16 protein-coding genes and 2 pseudogenes are annotated in these 19,027 nt (G+C 40.9%); 10 read left to right on the forward strand and 8 right to left on the reverse strand.

The window, feature by feature from the left end:
* The first annotated feature begins 683 nt into the window (after window positions 1-683).
* Window positions 684-1,751 (forward strand): tyrosine-type recombinase/integrase, encoded by a 1,068-nt coding sequence (locus CYLST_RS31755; RefSeq protein ID WP_015186458.1) that lies wholly within the window; start codon window positions 684-686, stop codon window positions 1,749-1,751.
* A 38-nt stretch (window positions 1,752-1,789) separates the two neighbouring features.
* On the opposite strand, the gene CYLST_RS31760 is transcribed toward CYLST_RS31755, so the two are convergent.
* Window positions 1,790-2,146, reverse strand: a complete 357-nt coding sequence (locus CYLST_RS31760; protein WP_051056224.1) for a TnsA endonuclease N-terminal domain-containing protein — start codon at window positions 2,144-2,146, stop codon at window positions 1,790-1,792.
* A gap of 231 nt (window positions 2,147-2,377) precedes the next feature.
* On the opposite strand from CYLST_RS31760, the gene CYLST_RS31765 reads away from it, so the two are divergent.
* Window positions 2,378-2,959, forward strand: coding sequence for a hypothetical protein (locus CYLST_RS31765; RefSeq protein ID WP_015186460.1), 582 nt, complete (start codon window positions 2,378-2,380; stop codon window positions 2,957-2,959).
* 677 nt (window positions 2,960-3,636) lie between these two features.
* Here the strand turns inward: CYLST_RS31765 and CYLST_RS31770 are convergent.
* The 5 genes and pseudogenes from CYLST_RS31770 to CYLST_RS31790 all read right to left on the reverse strand — a co-directional run bounded on the left by CYLST_RS31770 (window position 3,637) and on the right by CYLST_RS31790 (window position 7,287).
* Window positions 3,637-3,990 (reverse strand): hypothetical protein, encoded by a 354-nt coding sequence (locus tag CYLST_RS31770; RefSeq protein WP_041234240.1) that lies wholly within the window; start codon window positions 3,988-3,990, stop codon window positions 3,637-3,639.
* Window positions 3,991-4,366: 376 nt separating this feature from the next.
* Window positions 4,367-4,822, reverse strand: a pseudogene (locus tag CYLST_RS31775) (AIPR family protein); the annotation flags it as partial.
* 148 nt (window positions 4,823-4,970) lie between these two features.
* Entirely contained in the window at window positions 4,971-5,225 is a 255-nt protein-coding gene (locus CYLST_RS31780; protein WP_015186461.1) for a hypothetical protein, read from the reverse strand.
* A gap of 87 nt (window positions 5,226-5,312) precedes the next feature.
* Window positions 5,313-6,059, reverse strand: a complete 747-nt coding sequence (locus CYLST_RS36295; protein WP_015186462.1) for a hypothetical protein — start codon at window positions 6,057-6,059, stop codon at window positions 5,313-5,315.
* Window positions 6,060-6,708: 649 nt separating this feature from the next.
* Entirely contained in the window at window positions 6,709-7,287 is a 579-nt protein-coding gene (locus CYLST_RS31790; RefSeq protein ID WP_015186463.1) for a PDDEXK family nuclease, read from the reverse strand.
* A gap of 308 nt (window positions 7,288-7,595) precedes the next feature.
* Between CYLST_RS31790 and CYLST_RS31795 the strand changes: the two genes are divergently transcribed.
* The gene (locus CYLST_RS31795) at window positions 7,596-9,266 is read left to right on the forward strand and encodes an ATP-binding protein (RefSeq protein ID WP_015186464.1); all 1,671 of its coding nucleotides are present in this window, start codon (window positions 7,596-7,598) and stop codon (window positions 9,264-9,266) included.
* A gap of 26 nt (window positions 9,267-9,292) precedes the next feature.
* On the forward strand, window positions 9,293-9,928 hold the full coding sequence (locus tag CYLST_RS31800) for a hypothetical protein (RefSeq protein WP_015186465.1): 636 nt from the start codon (window positions 9,293-9,295) through the stop codon (window positions 9,926-9,928).
* Window positions 9,929-10,055: 127 nt separating this feature from the next.
* Here the strand turns inward: CYLST_RS31800 and CYLST_RS35405 are convergent.
* Both CYLST_RS35405 and CYLST_RS31810 read right to left on the reverse strand, forming a co-directional pair.
* Window positions 10,056-10,221, reverse strand: a pseudogene (locus tag CYLST_RS35405) (toprim domain-containing protein); the annotation flags it as partial.
* 50 nt (window positions 10,222-10,271) lie between these two features.
* Complete coding sequence (locus tag CYLST_RS31810) at window positions 10,272-10,781, reverse strand: GNAT family N-acetyltransferase (RefSeq protein ID WP_015186466.1); 510 nt, start codon at window positions 10,779-10,781, stop codon at window positions 10,272-10,274.
* Between the two features lie 393 nt (window positions 10,782-11,174).
* Between CYLST_RS31810 and recD2 the strand changes: the two genes are divergently transcribed.
* The 6 genes from recD2 (at window position 11,175) to CYLST_RS31840 (ending at window position 18,998) form a co-directional block, all read left to right on the forward strand.
* Window positions 11,175-13,424, forward strand: a complete 2,250-nt coding sequence (recD2, locus tag CYLST_RS31815; RefSeq protein ID WP_015186467.1) for an SF1B family DNA helicase RecD2 — start codon at window positions 11,175-11,177, stop codon at window positions 13,422-13,424.
* A 148-nt stretch (window positions 13,425-13,572) separates the two neighbouring features.
* Entirely contained in the window at window positions 13,573-13,893 is a 321-nt protein-coding gene (locus CYLST_RS31820) for a hypothetical protein (protein ID WP_015186468.1), read from the forward strand.
* 21 nt (window positions 13,894-13,914) lie between these two features.
* On the forward strand, window positions 13,915-14,313 hold the full coding sequence (locus CYLST_RS31825) for a site-specific integrase (RefSeq protein ID WP_015186469.1): 399 nt from the start codon (window positions 13,915-13,917) through the stop codon (window positions 14,311-14,313).
* Between the two features lie 683 nt (window positions 14,314-14,996).
* Complete coding sequence (locus CYLST_RS31830) at window positions 14,997-15,536, forward strand: hypothetical protein (protein WP_245587570.1); 540 nt, start codon at window positions 14,997-14,999, stop codon at window positions 15,534-15,536.
* Window positions 15,537-15,756: 220 nt separating this feature from the next.
* The gene (locus CYLST_RS31835; protein ID WP_041234245.1) at window positions 15,757-16,107 is read left to right on the forward strand and encodes a hypothetical protein; all 351 of its coding nucleotides are present in this window, start codon (window positions 15,757-15,759) and stop codon (window positions 16,105-16,107) included.
* Window positions 16,108-16,118: 11 nt separating this feature from the next.
* Window positions 16,119-18,998, forward strand: coding sequence for a hypothetical protein (locus CYLST_RS31840; protein ID WP_015186472.1), 2,880 nt, complete (start codon window positions 16,119-16,121; stop codon window positions 18,996-18,998).
* Window positions 18,999-19,027: the final 29 nt, after the last annotated feature.

The raw sequence follows: 19,027 nt of genomic DNA on the forward strand, positions 1-19,027 counted from the left end.
AATACAGGTTCTGTGGGTTGGTAATTACCGTCTACCCCTAAAACCTGTAGCCTTTACTAGAAAAGGATTTCCGAATTTCAATAACAAATTAGACTTGACACGATAGATTTTACGGCGTACCAAGGTAGGTAAATTGCGCTTTCACGAGAATTAAACCTCGTCCAAGTTCAAAAGGGAACTCTTAACAGGCGAAAGTATAGGATTTGGGAGTAAAACCCGATTAAGAAAAAACTATGGGTTTCAAAGTAGACGCGGTTTATCTGCACTTTATTGGTGCGATGGGCTTACGCCCCGCCTTCTTGCGATGACCTCCGGTCGGTCGGAGACCATCGCGCTCCTAAACAGTTGCTCCCGTTCACCTGCGGCGGTTTGTTCCGGAAGCTAACAGCACCAGCTTCTGGAACAAACACGGGCGGTGAATTAATATCAGAATGTCTATGACAAGAGTAGTTTTGGATACTAAGCCTGATGAAGACCCTCGCTCTTGAGTATCAGAAAACCGACTCGTGCGTTCACACAAGTTAACATTTCAATTAATTTGGCAAAACCCTTTTTGTTAGTAGTGAGTAGAGTAGCAAGGGGGAGTAGAATGAGACTAAAAATGTCTGGGAACAAACGTTATCGGACATTTTTTTGGGGCGGATAAACCCGCTTTATTCCGCGTATTATTTTGAGGCTGTGTGATGACGTTATCACGTACAGACGCAGGTGTAGATACAGAAGAATTAGGGGTTGCACTCGCTCAGTTATCACCGGAACAACTAGCGGTGATCAAAGCAACGGTCGAAGCGGTGGTACAGGCAACTGGCACGCCCAAAATCACTGGGGCGGAAACTACCAGCGAACTGTTTTCTAGTTGGCTCTTGAGTAGGGAGTCAGAGCAAACTGTGCGGGCATACCGAAATGATGTGATGCACTTTGTTCAGTGGCGGCTAGGCATTGACTATCCAGACTTAGACAATTTAAACCTCCACGCCACCACCAAAGAAGATGTGGACAATTACAAAGCTCACCTACTTAAGAAAGAGAAAACAGGAGAAATTGCCCGTGCTTCCGTCCGTCGTCGCCTTGCTTCCCTTAAAAGTTTTCTGCGCTACGCTTGCGATGTAGGCTACTTGCGGGCCAATCCGGCAATGTTGTTGAAAGTACCTCCGGAGCGCAAAAAGATTAAGGAGCGCACCCTGACTGAGACTGAAATTGAAATGCTATTCGACGCAGCCGCACAAGTTGTAGAACAAGCCCCCACTCCTCACAAAAAGATACAAGCGCTACGCAACCAACTAATTCTGGAGCTTTTTTACTACGGTGCTATTCGGGTAGGTGAGAGTGGTTTAACCTGGGCTACCATGCATTCAAATCAGTCCGGGCTACCTTATATCAAAGTGGTAGGCAAAGGAGACAAGGAGCGCGATGTTCCCATACCAACAGAACTTTACCAATACCTGCTGGCTAATCGGCAACACGCCAAAGACAAAACCGAGCCGCTTTTCACAAGCCAAAAAACGGGTGAACCCATCGGCGATCGCCATATCCGCCGCATCATCAAATCCATTGCCGAAGTAGCAGGGTTAAGTCGCATCCCCTCCCCACACTGGTTGCGGCACAGCCACGCCACCCATGCTGCTAAAAACACGCCTATTCACGTCATCACCAAAACTCTGGGACACTCGTCAGGAAAAATCACGATAGACAACTATCTACATGCGGGTGAAGATGAGGCTAGCTCTCTTAACCTCAAACGATATCGCTGATGATAGTGTCAGTGCGGGTTCGCGCAAGCGATTTCACTTTATGCGCGAATTTCGTTGCCCCAAATCCTTATAACGTTCAGTTTGGGTTGAATCCGAATCATGGTGTCAGTAACTACTACAAATTCTCTGCCTTGTTGTTGACACAGAATGTGAATGTGCCTAAACAAATTAAGATTTTCTGGTGAGTTAATTTTGCTGACAGGTTTGACTTCTACAACTTGTTGTTTATCTGGTCTGGTTACCCAGAAATCTGGGGTGTAGGTTCTGAGAATACCGTTGTCGCTATAGGTGATGCGGAATGGTTGACCTTGATAGGCAAGGACGCTTTTATCTATTTCTAGTAGGTAGATGTAATCCCGCTCAATTTGAGATTCCCACCAGATGATTGTGTTCATCTTCAAACTGGGGAATTTGCCTATAACTTTTTTGCATCAACTGTTGCTGATGCTTCTTACCCCAACTGCCAATGTGTACCTTGCCGTTTTTGTCAGGTTATGATGTATCTTACTTGACAAAGTTACTTTTTCACTGACAACGTTACAATTTTTCAATTAGTGTGCGAATTAGCGCTGTCTTGGCTGTTATAAGCTAAACTGTCTATACGTGGGTGTATAGGCGGTACAGACATGGCGATTGTGAAACGCGAATCGATTAATTTTAAACTGCCCAAAACCCTTACCAATGCACTGCGTGCTGCGGCGCGAGAACGTAATACCACTGCTACCGATTTAGTTATTCAAGGTTTACATCACGTCCTTGGGCCTGTTCCTGTTCCTGGTACTGGGAACGGTTTAGAAACTCGTTTACAGGAACTGGAGGCTCAATTTAATTCGGTTATTTCTGGGGTAGAAACGGATTTAGACGATGGTGTAGATGGGGACTTAAAACAGAGAGTTGTGCTGTTGGAGCAGAAAATTGAAGCCATTAATTTAAAATTGGCTCAAATTGAGGGGGCTATCTCGATTCTTGGCCAGCGTTCTTCTGGTGGTTCCAGGAGACAATCTTTTAATTACCACCCACCCCAACTGCAACTGCAAGCTTACAAGGGTGAAAATTTAGCTAAAAGATTGGGTATCGATATGGCAACTTTGGAGCGGGAATGCCAGAATCAGACAGGAGAGGATTTTGAAAGGTGGTGTCGGTCGAAAGATCCTGGTTCTGTTGGCTGGCGGTTTGGTGACGATGGACTTTTCCACCCCATTAAATGATCGACTGTATTGACGGGAGTAGCTCCAAATTTTCAACTTGTCTGCAACTTTTTTCAATTAGTCCGCGACGTTTTTCACTTTGTCTGCGAACCGACACCTAAAGTGAAATCGACCGTGGAGTAGGGGTTTGAGAATGGTATAGACACTAATGTAGAAACTCGTCTGCATGAACTGGAAACTCAACTTACCCAAGTCGCATATAGTATAGAGGCACGTGTAGAAAACGGTGTAGATGAGGACTTAAAACAAAGATTTTCACAGTTAGAGCAGAAGACTGAAGCGATGGCGCGGAGCGCCCGCCGATCGCTTTGAGATTAGCACAAATTGAAGAGGCAATCTCTTTACTATCCCAGCGCTCGTCAACTCCGCATCCAAGGCAATCGTACCAATATCATCCACCGCAGCTTAAGCTTAAAGCTTATTGGCAAATCCTGGATGCTGCCCCATTTTGTGTCCCATGGGTCACATTTTTACAGAACTTTGAGCAATGGGTTGCTTTTTAACAACCGTGCAGAGAATGTCAACTGGGAGCAACGCTCCAAAGTGAGATCGGGCTTTAATTCTCAATTCCACCGCTAGATTCTCAACAAAACCGGGTATTTTCGTTGCGAGCGCATCCCGAAATAGGCTATTTACGTACCCGATTTCAGCACCTCACTTTTTCGCGTTGCTCCCTGTCACCTTGGTGTCAGCGTTAATTCTTCACGTTTAGCAGAGTTGACAATCTTCACCAAATGCTGATTTAGATAACTTTGGGCACTAATGTACAGGCTTTCCCAAATTTCTTGATTGCGGCAGATTTTTGTGCTCACTGTATTTCCGGCTAATTTCTCCGATATTAAATATTTGCGGAAATAGTTACCCCACAGATGTTGGAGAAAATTTTCAGCGAATTCGTCAAAAGGCAGAATCCAGCTATACTCTTTGTCCAGGAATACCCTGTAAGATGCAATTATGGGTAATGCAAGGTCGGCTGGCGCACTAAATCCAAAAGAGTACTTGCTGTCGGGGAGAAGGGTATTTTTACGCATATCAATTGGGGTAAAGACAAGATACGCGCAAAATTTATCACGATATTAAGAAATATAAAGAACCTTAATAAATACCCCTGAATTTCGGCTATTCATTAGTTATTTTTTCATTTATCCCCTCTTTTGTAAAAATAATGTTACAGTTAGTGGTAATTGAAGCGATCGCCAAAGTCACAGCCCTTCAAATTAACTTGACCGAAAAGGGAAGTGGGTGGATCAAGGAAAAAAGCTTCAAACCCTATCATTTCATTAGATTCAATCTCAAATATTGCCTAAAATGAACCCAACTAGGCAATGTTTGAAAGACATAAATACATGACTACTTTACAAAACTTTACGTCGTGATAAATTTTGCGCGTATCTTGTCTTTACCCCCAATTGAGGCTAAATCGTTGACACCCTTTCTCCTGGGATTGCTGATATGTTCCTGGATAATTTCGTACAGTCTTTGCTCTATCCACAGAGCTTGAGGAAGTAGAGGAAGTAAAAGAGTTAATCTTTCCCTCTCAGCGTCTGTGATGTGGCTGGGGGTGTTTGTACCTGTGGGGTGCTTGCTTCTGGTGTTACCGTCGGGGTTGTATCTATTTCTGTCAAGGCTGTTTATCAGCTTGAACAGGTGGGTAATATTGCAGTGGGTATTTCTAGGAGCGCCGCTTTGGTTCTGGTAATAGGCGATTCTAAATTTTCTGTTTTCTGATACTTCTAACTGAGCTAAGTACTGCTTGATAAATTCGTAATCTCCCCTGGCGTTAACTTTGGAGCGAGAATCCACTGGCGATGTGGTATTTGAGGCCAGGGCGATATCTTTCGCCTCTTCTTCTTTGAGTCCAATCAATCAGCTAGATGGGAAAGGCACTCAAGATGCCCCGTGTCTACCCTGCGGGCGGGAACGCTCCGCAGGGTAGACCCTCAAGTGTCAAACATCACAAAAAACCCCCTAGAGGGGGCATTATTTGCTGAGTCTGGCAAAGTAACAGTGCCTATTGCACCACAATAGGTCTATTCAAAATACTCATAACCTCGTTTGGGTTAGGGCTTGGTAGCAGAGGACTCCAATCTCCAACCTCTGCATAGCCAATAACCTGTAAGTAGTGAATTGTACTGGTTACAGCTTTAGGAGAACCTATCAAGAGATGTTTGAGCGGTTCTTTAAAAGGGACTGACAACAGAGTCCCTTGACTTGCTCCGGGTGCATTTGGGTCTTCAATCTCGGATAAGAAGCTTTGGGTAATCATGATTCACCTGTGTTGAGCAGGAATAGCTATCACACAGAATAAAGTCACTGTTGTCATGGTGACAACTAAACAATGCACATGCGACAACTAATCATTACAATTTATATCGTGCTTGCGACGGCGCTTTCTCGCCCAGAGTTCTCTGAGGTGAACAGGTTCATTTTCAAATTGAGTCCACAGAGCATGAATTTCTGCCAGTCTGCGTTTATCAGCTTCTGACGGTTCCCTACGATGTTCACCTTGGGAAAACCAATGAGCTACAGTGCTTTTAGATCGTCCGCACAATTCGGCAAGTTCTTCGTAATTGACAACCCAGTGTTTTAGGAACTCTTCAGGCTCCATCTTAATAGCAACCTTAGCTTTGTAAATCTCAAACAGATCCCAGTGTCTTCTAGTGGGTGTTTTGGCTGCAATCATAGTGATGGCTATAAAGATGCACGGGTGACAACATAGATAATTATCATATCTTGCTTGGAAACAAAGCCGAGTAATTATAAACTTTGCAATGAGGGCAGGGCGCGAGTGAATTGTACAGGGGGGGTTAAAGAACGGAGGTGCGTTCGGCCTTGCCGTGCCGGAGGCAATCGCGCGGAGCGACGGAGGCGATGGTTGGGCAACAGTCCCCGCTCGCGCGATGGCTCTGACGGCGCTCTCCAGCGATGGGTTACGCCCCGCTGGAAGCGATCGCGCGGAGCGCAGCGCCAAAGGCGATAGCGAAGCGCTCCGAAGGAATCGCTTGTTTTTGATCATTAAACTCAGCAAGACTGTGTGCAGTTGCTGCAACTGCACATTTCTCAATGTTTCCAAAACTTGCTTCGCGGTTTTGTGTCCCATGGATCACATTTGGTAATCAACAGTTTTGGTTGATACATACTTAAAACAGTAATTATGCTAGTTAAATTACCTATCAAAATCAACTCAAAGGCTTATTCAGTATTTATAGGAAATAGAGTGTAGGCGGAAAACTCCCAAGGTGTTGATTGGTTTGCCAAAAAGAAACCAATCAACACCATCATTTATGTGAGAGATGTAGCGAATCGGCAATTAAAATTGCCGCCAATTTGAACCAAGAATCTGCATCTCTTTAGAGCGCCGAATGTCAATAAAACAATTTAAATATTTTAGGGCTGCGGTTAGCAACCACCGGACTTTGATCGGTGGATATTTTCTGCTAAATAAGGTGCTATGTGTCTTATAATAAGAGGTAATTAATATCCAAAAAACACGTCTGCTTAAAAACTATATTTATCTGCTAAATGAAAGCAAATTACAGGCTGATGTCTCAACTGGGGATGATGACAGATTACAAATCAGATATATATGTAAAACCTAATTTTTTCATTATGAGTCAGGGCTGATGCCCTTATTATATGTGCAAGGAGTGAATCGACCGCTTCTGTCTTCAACCAGACTCAAGTCTGGTTGTTTTTTCTCAAAAATATTTCAATTAAATTTACGGAGTTGGTCACTCTCCTAGCTATTTTCATGGCGTAGCTGACAGGTATCCTTGGCGGTACTTCTTTTTTTTCAAGGAAGCTGCTTGTCTCCTTGACCATTGCTTAATGGGAGTCAGTTGTGGAACATCTGCAAACTGGTAACTCAATGATTTATTTCCACTTAACTTTGCTAACACATTAGCAATTAAACGACAACAGCGTTCTGGCTGACTAACCACTTGTTCTTCCGCGAACCGTATCACCACCCACCCAGCTTCTACAAAACACCGATTCCTATAATCATCATCACCAATAAAGTGCGTAGGTTCTCCTGTTGAAAAACAATGGCTCTCATCCACTTCAATATCAAGATGTAGCTCAGTATTTGGCTCTATAATTACAAAATCTGCGGTGTAAGGGCGGTCGTGACTATTTGGCAGCATCTCCTGTTGCTCACGTACCCAATCACCAAAATAATATCTTAGCACTTGCCCGAACCGTTCCTCAGAAGCACCCACAGTCGCACTACCACTACCATTCGGTTTAATACAAGGAGAGAGATTTTTAGTATCAGCGAAGGTGGGAATAAAAATGATGGGATAAACCGGAGTTGATTTAGTAGCCATTGTTGCATCTGACTAACACCACCACCATCATAAAGACACCCTTTTTTATCTAAAACTGCAATCTAATCTATTTTGCTTTCAAATATCGTATCTATCAATTGATGTCAATTTTTACGTAATTTAATACTAGCCATATTATCAAACCAGAGATATCATTTTAGTAAAAGTTTATAGATATAAACCTCATCCAGGTTGAAATCTGTACCTGTAGTTTTTACAGTATTGACTGAAAAGTTCATATACCAAGGGCTACATATCTCAACTGGCTGTTGAAAAATCTCCAGTTCTCAAGATGGACATGGTTTAATATGGCCGCATATTTTTTTGACAAATTGCCAAAATTAATTACAGCAGGAGAACCTGTCATCATTTGTGAATCTCCTGTACAGGAAAGATATCGAATGCTCCGATATCTTTGCCAGTATTGCTCAAAAATGGGCATTAAGTGCTACCTATGGAATTTGGGACAAGAGATAATTAAGAAGGTTGAATACGTTAATAATGTACATCTAACTTTTGAAAGTTTTGATGAATTTACTCCCACACCAGTAGAAGAATTAAAAGACCAATTTAGAATTTTGAAATTTTGGGAATCTTTTGACGCAGCAGGTATATTAATTATTGAGAATTTGTACCCTTGGATTAGTGCCAATGTACCGCAAGAAACCCAATTTTTCCTGGTATCTGAGTGGGTCAAGTCTAATTTGCTCAATCTTTCGTTTTCTCAACCTGCTATTGGTAAAATTAAGTGTGCTATTATTTTAGGTTCTCAAGCTAACTTACACCCAGAACTTGCTGCTCAAATTCCTCTACTTACTCAAGAATTGCCTGATACTTCAGAAATTATCATGGCTATTAGTGAAGAAGCAGAGGGAATTTTATCACCAACATTGACCGAGATGGACAAAATTACTATTGTCCGTAGCGGGATTGGGTTATATATTTCAGACTTTATCAAAGGGCTAAAATCAATTAATTTTCAGGACGAAACTAGCGCAGAAGCAATAGCTAAACAATTACTCCAATATAAAATTAATTTGCTCAATAGACTTTATGCAATTGAGTTTATTCCTACTCCCCAAGTTCCCTTGGGAGGATTGGATTTGATGCAGGAGGCTTTTAAGAAATTTAAAAGATTGTTCAGTCCCCTTGCTAAAGCCTACAAACTCAGAGTTCCTAAAGGCGTTATGCTGGTAGGCCCCCCAGGTACTGGTAAATCACACTCTGCTAAAGTATGCTCCCAAATTTTGGGTGTTCCGCTTATTTTAGTAGATTGGGGAAACTTGAGAAGCTATGGTAATGAAGCAGAAAGAAGACTAAAACAATTACTAAAATTAGTAGACTGTCTGAATGAAGTTGTCATTTATTTTGATGACTTTGATAAAGGATTTGCTGGAGATGATGATATAGCTAGAAGGTTAGCAGGACAGTTACTCACCTGGATGCAAGAACGCACCAGTGATGTAATTGTAATTGCCAGTGTAAATCGTTTAGAATGGCTACCACCAGAATTAACTAGGGCAGGGAGATTTGACTACATTTACAAAGTAGACCTGCCCAATTATGGAGAAAGACACGGTATTTTCAAGCTGCATTGTGCTAGATTTGATGATAGATTTAGTGGTGATGTTTCTGGTAGCATTGACCCTTACAGTCAAGAGGAATGGCGACGATTGCTTAAAGAAACTAATCGCTGTGTAGGTGCTGAAATCCAAACTATTGTTGAGAGGGCTGCGGCTACTACTTTCTGTCAAATGTTTCCAGAAGATATGCCTGTGCCTACCAATGATAAACTACCACCATTGGAGATTTCAGTTTCCGCCCTTTTAGCCGAACGTCAGCAAATCAATCCATTAGCTATTAGAGAAGCAGATAAGGTGGAAAGTATGAGGAATAAAGCTGAACTTCAGGGTTTGCCATCTTCGACCGTAGATTCATCTGAGTACGCAATTGGTAATATAGATATATTTGGTGAATAAAGTTATTAATTGGGAAATAAATTTTTATGGTTCAAACAATACAGGCTAAAGACGTCACTTTACTGGAATTAGAGACAGAATTTGGACTCCAATTGGTTGAGGATGAGCCATTTTTTACAGAGTGGTTTGTTGACTTGCAAGAAATTACAGAATTAGAAAAACAACAACTTGACAGAGTTAAGGCCAGTTATGCCAATTTGCTTAAGTACCCACCTCTGCTCGAAAATACTGTCAAGATGGTGGTGTTGTCTCCCTTATTGGATTTAGCTGACTTTTATCTATCTCCATTTCATGTTAAATCAGAAAAATCTGTAGAAATTACCGCAGAGGATGCTGGTGTAACAGTTAAAGGACAGATTGATGTCTTAGTTTTGTTTGAACAACTAGTAGTAGTAGTCATAGAATCCAAACAAGCAGCTTTTTCTGTGGAAGTAGGTAAAGCGCAGCTTCTTGCTTATATGCTGGCAATTTCTGAAGCTGATAAACCGATATACGGACTAATCACCAATGGCGGTAGTTTCATCTTCGTGAAGTTGATTAAAGAGAAAACACCAAAGTATGCGTTTTCTCGCTTGTTCTATATTTTCAATCCAGGGAATGAGTTGTATACGGTTTTGGCTGTGTTGAAAAGCTTAGGTAAACTAGCAAGAAATCGCACTTAGTCAATGTGTTAAAAAAAACTTTCTGCCCGTTGCTCACAAGCACCTGAAAGAATTGATGTTGGGCAAGATTTTTTAGGATAGAGCGATCGCTATGCGGGTGCTGTTGCCCATCGCGGGAGCGGGTGCTATGCGCCATCGCACTTCGCACCGCTGATGCTGTAATCTCTGTGTAAACTACTCGTTTTGGTTCTCTTAAACCCAACGTTTCTCTGAGATGCCATGCATTCGCGTAGCGTGCCGGAGGCATTTGTTTCTCCTTCCCAATCTGGGTCTGTTGCTAAAACAACTTCATTGTCAGGGTCGATAACGTAGCGCAAATAGCAAGTAATCATATCAATCTGCTTTAAGGACTTTTTGATCCATCAGTCACCTCTCCTAGTTTCTTCTCCCAGAATAATGCCTTGCCCATCTGGGGATTTAGCTCATAGCCACTGAATCCGCACGCCTTGTATGCTGACTGGGCAACATGGTTTCCTTCCAGTACCTCTAGCGTGAGTTTGCAGCAGCCCAAATCGAACGCGATCTCCTCCGCTTTCTGTAGCATCAGTTTGGACAAGCCTCTACCACGGTAGGGTAAAGCAACGATGACATCGTGAATATTAAGTAATGGCTTGCACGCGAACGTAGAGAATCCTTCTAAGCAGACAACAAGCCCTGCGGGTTCGGCATCGACAAGCGCAAGAATGACATGAGCCGCAAATCTCTTTGCAAGCTCTGCTGAGAGATTTGCTTTAACGTAGTCGGACAGACCTTTACCACCGCCCATCGGGTCGAGCGCATACTCATCCATTAATTGAACCATAGCATCCGCATGAGCAGGTATACTAAGGTCTGCTTCAACAATTTCAATCATCTATTAATTCTTGATTCTTCAAATGTTGGCATAACGTTCCTGGTCAGTGGCTGCCGACAACCCTAGTTTTGGATAGTTTATTTGAATTAAAAAAACTAATTCCGATCCTGGAAAGATACTAGCAGGAAAGAGAGTAAATGAATTCCTTGCTCAGAAAAACATTTTTTTAAGTAGGGGCAGATATAGCGGCTCCCACCCTAAGCATTGAGCTTTGGCGGTGTCCAGTTAGTTGCCCCATCACCAAGATATCTATCTCGTCCGCTGCAACACGGTTGTTGTGCCGCTGGCAATGACTACGCTACTGTATTTAGTAGATATGTACTATAATTCTACTTTTATTGCTTTCAAAGTACAACTTTGTGATGACTACACTTGGCATCAATTTAGCGAATAATGTCCACTTTACCAAAACCAAACCCTGCTCCCCAACAAATTAATACTTCTGTTCCCCAAGAAACAATTACGGGAGTAGTAGAACGGCTAACTTTCTACTCAGAGGAGTCAGGCTACACAGTGGCACGGTTAACTCGCTCTAGTGCCAAGGATTTAACAACCATTGTTGGCAGTTTTGCTAATATTCAGCCCGGACAAACACTACAGCTAACAGGCTTTTGGCGTGAACATCCCCAATATGGACCGCAATTTCAAGTAATCAATTATAAAGAAACCAAACCAGCTACACTTACAGGGATTGAAAAGTATTTGGGCAGTGGATTAATTAAAGGTGTCGGTCCAGTTACAGCAAAGCGGATTGTTGCCCATTTTGGAGTAGACACCCTGGAAATCATTGAAAATCAGATTGACCGTTTAATTGAAGTTAACGGTATAGCTAAAAAACGTATCAAGTTGATAAAAAATGCCTGGGAAACCCAAAAGGCCATTAAAGAGGTGATGGTGTTTTTACAAGGGCATGGCGTTTCTACTATTTATGCAGTCAAGATTTATAAACAGTATGGGGATAAAGCGATCGCTATAGTCACTAACAATCCCTACCAATTAGCTACTGACATCTATGGTATAGGGTTTCTCACTGCTGATAAGATTGCTAGAAATCTGGGAGTTGCACCTGATTCTCAGTTTAGATATTGTGCCGGACTTGTTCATGCTTTGAGTGAAGCCGCAGAAGATGGTCATTGCTACTTACCCCAACCAGAACTAATTGACTCGGTAATTAAACTGCTAACAACAGATACTCATCAGCCAACAGAAGAGGCGATCGCTCAAACTATCAAGGACATGGCTTTGAAAGATGAGTTAATCAGAGAACGGGATAGTGATATATTACTTTGCTACAAGCCTACTTATTTTCACACCGAGCAAAACCTAGCGCAACTGATACATCAGCGTTTGAGTCAGCCTATCATTACTGATATTCCCCGCGTTCGTGCCTGGATGGAGAGATTTACTGCTAGTCAGAAAATTGAACTTTCACCACAACAACAGCAAGCTGTGGAGATGGCTGCTTATTCCCCCATCATGATTCTTACAGGGGGTCCAGGAGTAGGCAAAACTTTCACTACCCATACAGTAGTCAGTTTATGGAAGGCAATGGGTAAATCTATTGCTTTAGCTGCACCAACTGGACGAGCCGCACAGCGTTTGGCTGAAATGACTGGTTTGGAAGCAAAAACTATACATCGTTTATTAGAATTTGACCCCAGGACAAGGGGTTTTAAATCCGACAACGACAACCCTTTACCTCAAACAGCAATTATTGTTGATGAAGCCAGTATGTTAGATTTATTTTTAGCATACTCCTTAGTCAAAGCAGTTTCAGACGGCGCACAACTTTTATTAGTGGGAGATATTGACCAGTTACCGTCAGTGGGACCAGGTAGTGTACTTGCTGATTTGATAAATTCTGGCAAAGTGCCAGTGGTGCGACTAACTCAGGTATTTCGTCAAGCTCAACAAAGTGCAATTATTACTGCTGCCCACGAAATCAACCGGGGTCAGTATCCCACAATTGAACGAATCAACGATAACCCTGTTTCTGACTGTTTATGGCATGGCGGGGGATTTCAGCCAGAACACGGGGTACAGACGATTTGTGAATTAATTACAGACTTGATTCCAAAATTAGGATTTAACCCCGCTACGGATGTGCAAGTGCTTTGCCCCATGACACGGGGGTTAGTAGGTACTCGCAACCTGAATACAGTATTGCAGGAACTGATTAATCCTAAAAGTCCCGATCAGGTAGAAATTACCAGGGGTGGGATGACATTGCGGGTAGGTGACAGAGTAATTCAGCAGACTAACGATTACCAACGGGAAGTGTTTAATGGTGATTTGGGAATCATCACAGATATTGATACCATTGAACAAGAAGTAAATGTGCAGTATGGGGAACGTTCTGTAGTTTATGATTATGCCGACTTGAATGAAATTACTCTCGCTTGGAGCGTTTCTATACATAAATCACAAGGTTCAGAATATCCGGTGGTGATTTTACCTTTGTATATGCAACACTATATGATGCTTAGTCGTAATCTGCTTTATACAGGTTTGACTCGTGCTAAAAAGTTAGCAATTGTGATTGGTGCAAAAAAAGCAATATCCTTGGCTGTGCGCTCTACTGAGGATGTTCAACGATATACACGCTTACAACAAAGATTGATATCATTGTGTGAATTTGGTTAAACTGCGTTAAAACTGAACGCCTGCTTTTGGTGATAATCAAGAACCGTCTTCTAACTATACATAGATGTAATACAATTCTTTATCAGCCTTTTTTCCTAAAGGTTTTGGCATTCGTTATCAATATTGTTAAAATCAGGAGTATAAAATAATGCAATTTACTGGAACTTGGCATATTTATGAAATGTCGAATTGGGATGAAGAATATTTCAATATGGAAGTTCAAGCGTATATCGAAATTGATGAAAAAGGGAATGGTGAGTTTCAATTTGGCTTAGTTTTTGGAGCTATTGATGGCAATCTTATTAAAGATGGCAATGCTAACAAATTAGAATTTACTTGGGATGGCAGTGATGAATGTGATGAGGCTTCTGGTAGTGGTTGGTTGAAATTACAAGATAAAAATACCCTGACAGGAAATATAAAATTTCATCAAGGAGATAGTTCTACATTGTTAGCCAAACGTGCTTGATTATCTAAATAACCGTAGATTATGAATGAATTTGAAAAACAATTAGCCGAAATCAAAAAGTATAATCAGCCAATATTAGATGGTTTTCAAGCATGGTCAAAGAAGTCTAATCTTTCAGCTAAAACGATAAAGCAGCATATCACCAATATTGAGTTTTTTGCAGAATATCTTGTTTACTATGAACCATTGCAAAAACTTAATGAAGCGGATGAACAAGATGTTTCGTCATTTTTAATGGATTGGTATCCTCATAAAGCAATGTGGGCATCTGAAAGTAGCACCAAATCTTACATGAGTTCTTTCAAAAAATTCTTCTCCTACATGGTTGAAACTGAGCAAATTAGTCCTGATATAGCACTTGAAGTAAAAGATACCCTCAAAGAATATAAAGACGACTTTCTTGATGCTGTTAGTGAGTAAAAACTATGAGGAACGAAACCCAACAAAGTCTCGGAAATGTTGGGTTTCACCACCTTCAACCCAACCTACAAAAATGCTGAACACCAAGCGTATTGAGGTAAAGGTAGCTACCGCAATATAGAAGCTGCATTACAAGACTTAGAGAAAAACATCAAAGCATATTTTGAAGATAGGGGAATTTAAACGATAATAATGAGGGAATGGGGCGATAGCTGTAGGAATGGCTGCAAATTTTGTGTTTTTACCCCCGTGAGGGGAAGAGGTTATGGAAAGAGTTACCTTTTGGAAGTTTTACTGAGCAGGGGTTTTAAATACCCATGATTTTTTTTTAATAAATTGATAGCTAAAAAGCTTATACAGTAATAATTTCAGCCTATCTTGTCCGAAGTAACCAGCAATAACAATCTTGAAAATAAGTCAAAATTCATACTAATATCTCTTATATCAATTGATAGATGTTGTCATAAGTTTTATACCAATGTTTTAGAAATAAGTGTTGAAAAAAAGAAGAGACCATTTTATATCTGCAATTACGAAATTTGATAGCTGACTGGGGGAAGCAGGATAGTAGAAAATGATGCTTATTCGTAAGTAGTTATAAAGATTGAGACATGAGAGCACACAATAATCCCGATTGCAGGAATTACCAAATTCCCAAACAACACGCAATTGAATTTTATCCAATGGTATCTCAGAGTCGCCCAGTTGATAAAAAAATTGAACTTTTTTTATTGGTAGCAGCAGCAACAGCATTAGTCTTGGCAAATATATCCATTAATCACCTGTTGATGTCTGTATTAATCTTGCTGACTGCCATCATCGCAGCATTTCCCAAATTAGCAAATAAGTTGCTCACTAAATTTGAAAAATTGCAACGCCATTGGGGAATCAACTGTTATAGCATTTTAGTTAGTATCATCTGTATGATTTTCACTTTTGATTTCACAACAGTACCAGCTAACGCCCAATTTTTTAATAGCGCGCAAACATGGATGACAGGAGCTTTTGCAGGCATTCCTGCTGATGCTGTCACACTATTTTTTAATGTCCTCAGAGCATTGTTTCTGCTGTATCTTGGTATTGCCCTAGTGAGAATTGTCAATGCTGCCAGAAATGATGAAGATTGGCAGAATTTAGCCAGAACTCCTCTGATCATTAGCGTTACTATTGTAGTTGGCGATATCCTCACAGGATTGATTACTGGTAATGGTAATGCGGGCTAGATCAGAAAAAAATAGGGAAAGTTTAACCCTATTTTAAAAAAGCAGAATGGTTTTTTTAGATTCATAACAGGCGCTCGTCCCTAAATAGCTTCCATTACTTTTGGATAAATTAACTATTTTTCGACGTTACAGCAGACATAAATTTAAGCTTTTCTCCCATGCTGATAAAAGAAGTTTAGGCTAAATTTGCACCTTCAAAAACCTCAACCAGCTAACAGAGATGATGAAGCGCAGAGAATTTAGAACAGTTAATCGAGTTTTGGGAGAACAGCCGAGAATTGGCCCATTTCCAGCAGATCAAGTTTTTCCTTGGACAGGTATTGCCCTGACTGCATACTTGATCTGCAAACAAAGTCTTCAAGCTTCTTGGTTAGTGACTGGGTTAGTTATTGCTTGGGGATGGGGAACTTGGTGGACTCTTACCAGTAATAAAACCTGGTTATCAAAGTTTGTCACAGTACCCAGAGTTACCAGAGGGTATAAACGCTTTTACTCCCTGATTCAACAAACAGAAATACTAACATCAACTCAAAGAAAGATGTCCAAAGTTAGGAAAAATCACATTATTTGAGTAAAGAAATCATGACCATGAGTTCTTCAGCTAAAGGGAAAATATCTAAAGATAAGGTAGGCAGTAAAAATATCTCTACTCAAGAGATTTCTGTTGCCAAACGTCTCACTCCTTTTGAGGACTTAACTCATATTGCTGCGATCGCTAGTATCTCCATAGCAGGCAGAAAAGATGTTGGTGCGATTATCCTGAAGAGAAAAGACGATATCCAAATTAAATTCTGCTTTGACTGCCAAGGTATCCATTCTTCACTTCCAGATAGTCAAATTTTACCAATTTTTGCAGGCATAGAAGCAGGACTCAAGGAAATACCTTATGGTGAATCCCTGACCTTCCACCTGGGTTCATTTACCGATGACCATGACCGTCAACAGGAGCTAAAAGCAATAGAACAAAATTGTAGTAGTGATGAACTCATGCTACTAATTAGGTCAGAACGTTTGCGAATTAGAGATTTGACAAACCAAGGGAATCGCAAAAATAAATTTTTGAGAATTTACTGTACCTATACTGTTGCTGTTTCTGAAGATGGTAAAACAGCCGATTTTGTGGAAAAATTTATCCTGCAAGCTAGAGAAAGTTGGCATAAGTTTACTGGACAAATTCACGAAGTTAGACATCAACGCATTGAATCAATCCTCAAAAATAGCTTTACATCTGGCTTTCAGCTATGGGAACAAACCCTCAATAATAAAATGGGGTTAAATATCAAACCTCTGGGTTCTCAGGAACTGTGGGGTGTAATTTGGAGCCAATTTAATACCAGCAAACCTCCAAATATCCCTCACTTGCTGACCTTGGATGATGATGGACTGCGGGAAGAACAAAACAGCGACTTTCACATTCGGCATTTAATTTTAGAACGAGAAGCATCAGTTCCTTTTTTGGATAGAGCTTGGGTGAACTTGCAAAACCATTACATCGGTGCATTAACATTCACAGAAAAACCTATTGGCTGGGTGGATGAATATGCTCAATTACGGTATTTGTGGGAACTAATTGCTAGAGATAAGGTTTCTGACACAGAAATTATCTGTCAGCTGACGAGAGCCAATGAGGGGTTAGCCAAAACGGCACTGCAACGGATTACCAAACAATCTATCGTTTCCTCTGCCATGTCTGCTGATAAAAACAGCGTGGACGTAAAGGCGAATTTGAACATGGGGGAAGCGATCGCAGCACAAGAAACCATTTATAAAGGTGCAGTGCCAATTCATACGGCAGTAGTCTTTCTGGTACACCGTCCTTCACGCCAAAAACTAGATGAAGCTTGTCGTTATGTTTCTAGCTGCTTTCTCCGTCCGGCTGTTGTGGTGCGAGAAATGGAATATGCCTGGAAAGTATGGTTACAATGTTTACCAATTGTCTGGGAAAACTTGCTGACTAAACCATTTAATCGCAGGTTGCCTTATTTCAGTAGTGAAGTGCCAGGATTAATGCCAGTGGTTAAAACTGCAACTGGAGATAAAGCAGGGTTTGAGTTAATTGCTGATGAAGGTGGCACTCCTATTCATTTAGATTTATACAACAACCACAAAAATTTAGCAGTATTTGGGACAACTCGTGCAGGTAAATCAGTGTTGGTGGCAGGTTTACTCACTCCTGCATTAGCTCAAGATATTCCAGTGGTTGCTCTTGATTATCCTAAACCAGATGGTACTAGCACCTTTACTGACTATACCAATTTTATGGGAGTAGATGGGGCATATTTTGATATTAGCCGTGAGACAAATAACCTGTTTGAATTGCCAGATTTGAGGGGTTTAGAAGCAGATTTAAGAAAAGAGCGATTAACAGACTTTAAGGATTTTCTCAAATCCACAATCATTACAATGGTGATAGGTACTAATCCCGTTGGTGTTGATGCCACGATGGTGAGTAATATTGAAAGTATCATCACCTTAGCAATTGGAACATTTTTTGCAGATGATGACATCAAATTACGCTATAAATTGGCATTAGAAAAAGGTTTGGGGACAGAGGAATGGAACGATACACCTACACTTAATGACTTCTACAACTATTGCTCTCCAGGCTACATAAAGCTTGATTCAATTGCCAGCAATAGTCAAGAACAACTCAAAGCACTAGACCAAATTAGGCTGCGATTAAAATTTTGGCTCAATAGTAGAGTAGGTCAATCTATTAGCCAACCCTCTAGTTTTCGTACTGATGCTAAGTTGCTAGTATTTGCATTGCGTTCTCTCTCGAATGAGGCAGATGCAGCAATTTTATCATTGAGTGCTTATGCCGCAGCTTTGCGTCGCGCTCTTAGTTCTAAGGCTTCAATTTTCTTTTTGGATGAAGCACCGATATTGTTTCAATTTGAAGCAATTGCAGAACTAATTGGCAGATTATGTGCTAATGGTGCTAAAGCTGGGATTCGCGTAATTTTATCAGCACAAGAACCAGATACTATTTATCAAAGTAAATCGGCGGCTAAAATTTTTGCTAACCTGACTACTCGGCTTATTGGTCGGATTCAAAGTAGTACAATAGAGTCATTTATCAAATATTTTCAATATCCAACAGAGATTATTTCTCGCAATAGTACAGAGGCATTCTTTCCCAAAAAAGAAAGCATTTATTCACAATGGCTATTAGATGATAATGGTAAATTTACATTCTGCCGTTATTATCCTGCCTATTGCCTTTTAGCTGCTGTTGCTAATAATCCACAAGAACAGGAACTCAGAACCCTATATCTCAGAAAATACCAAGATGACCCCATGACTGGAATAGTGAGGTTTTCTGAAGTATACATGAAGATGATTAGAGGTGAAGAACTTACAGAGGAGGCTTATGCGATTTTAGAACAAGTGAAACTGAAATCAAAGCCAGCTCATCGTTCAGAAGCTAAGTCTGATAAACCATTGAAAATAGTGGCATAAATTGAGTTACAAAAAAACTGATTTTTAAA

Origin of the sequence: Cylindrospermum stagnale PCC 7417 (genome assembly GCF_000317535.1) — a bacterium.
Classification (GTDB): Bacteria; Cyanobacteriota; Cyanobacteriia; order Cyanobacteriales; family Nostocaceae; genus Cylindrospermum; species Cylindrospermum stagnale.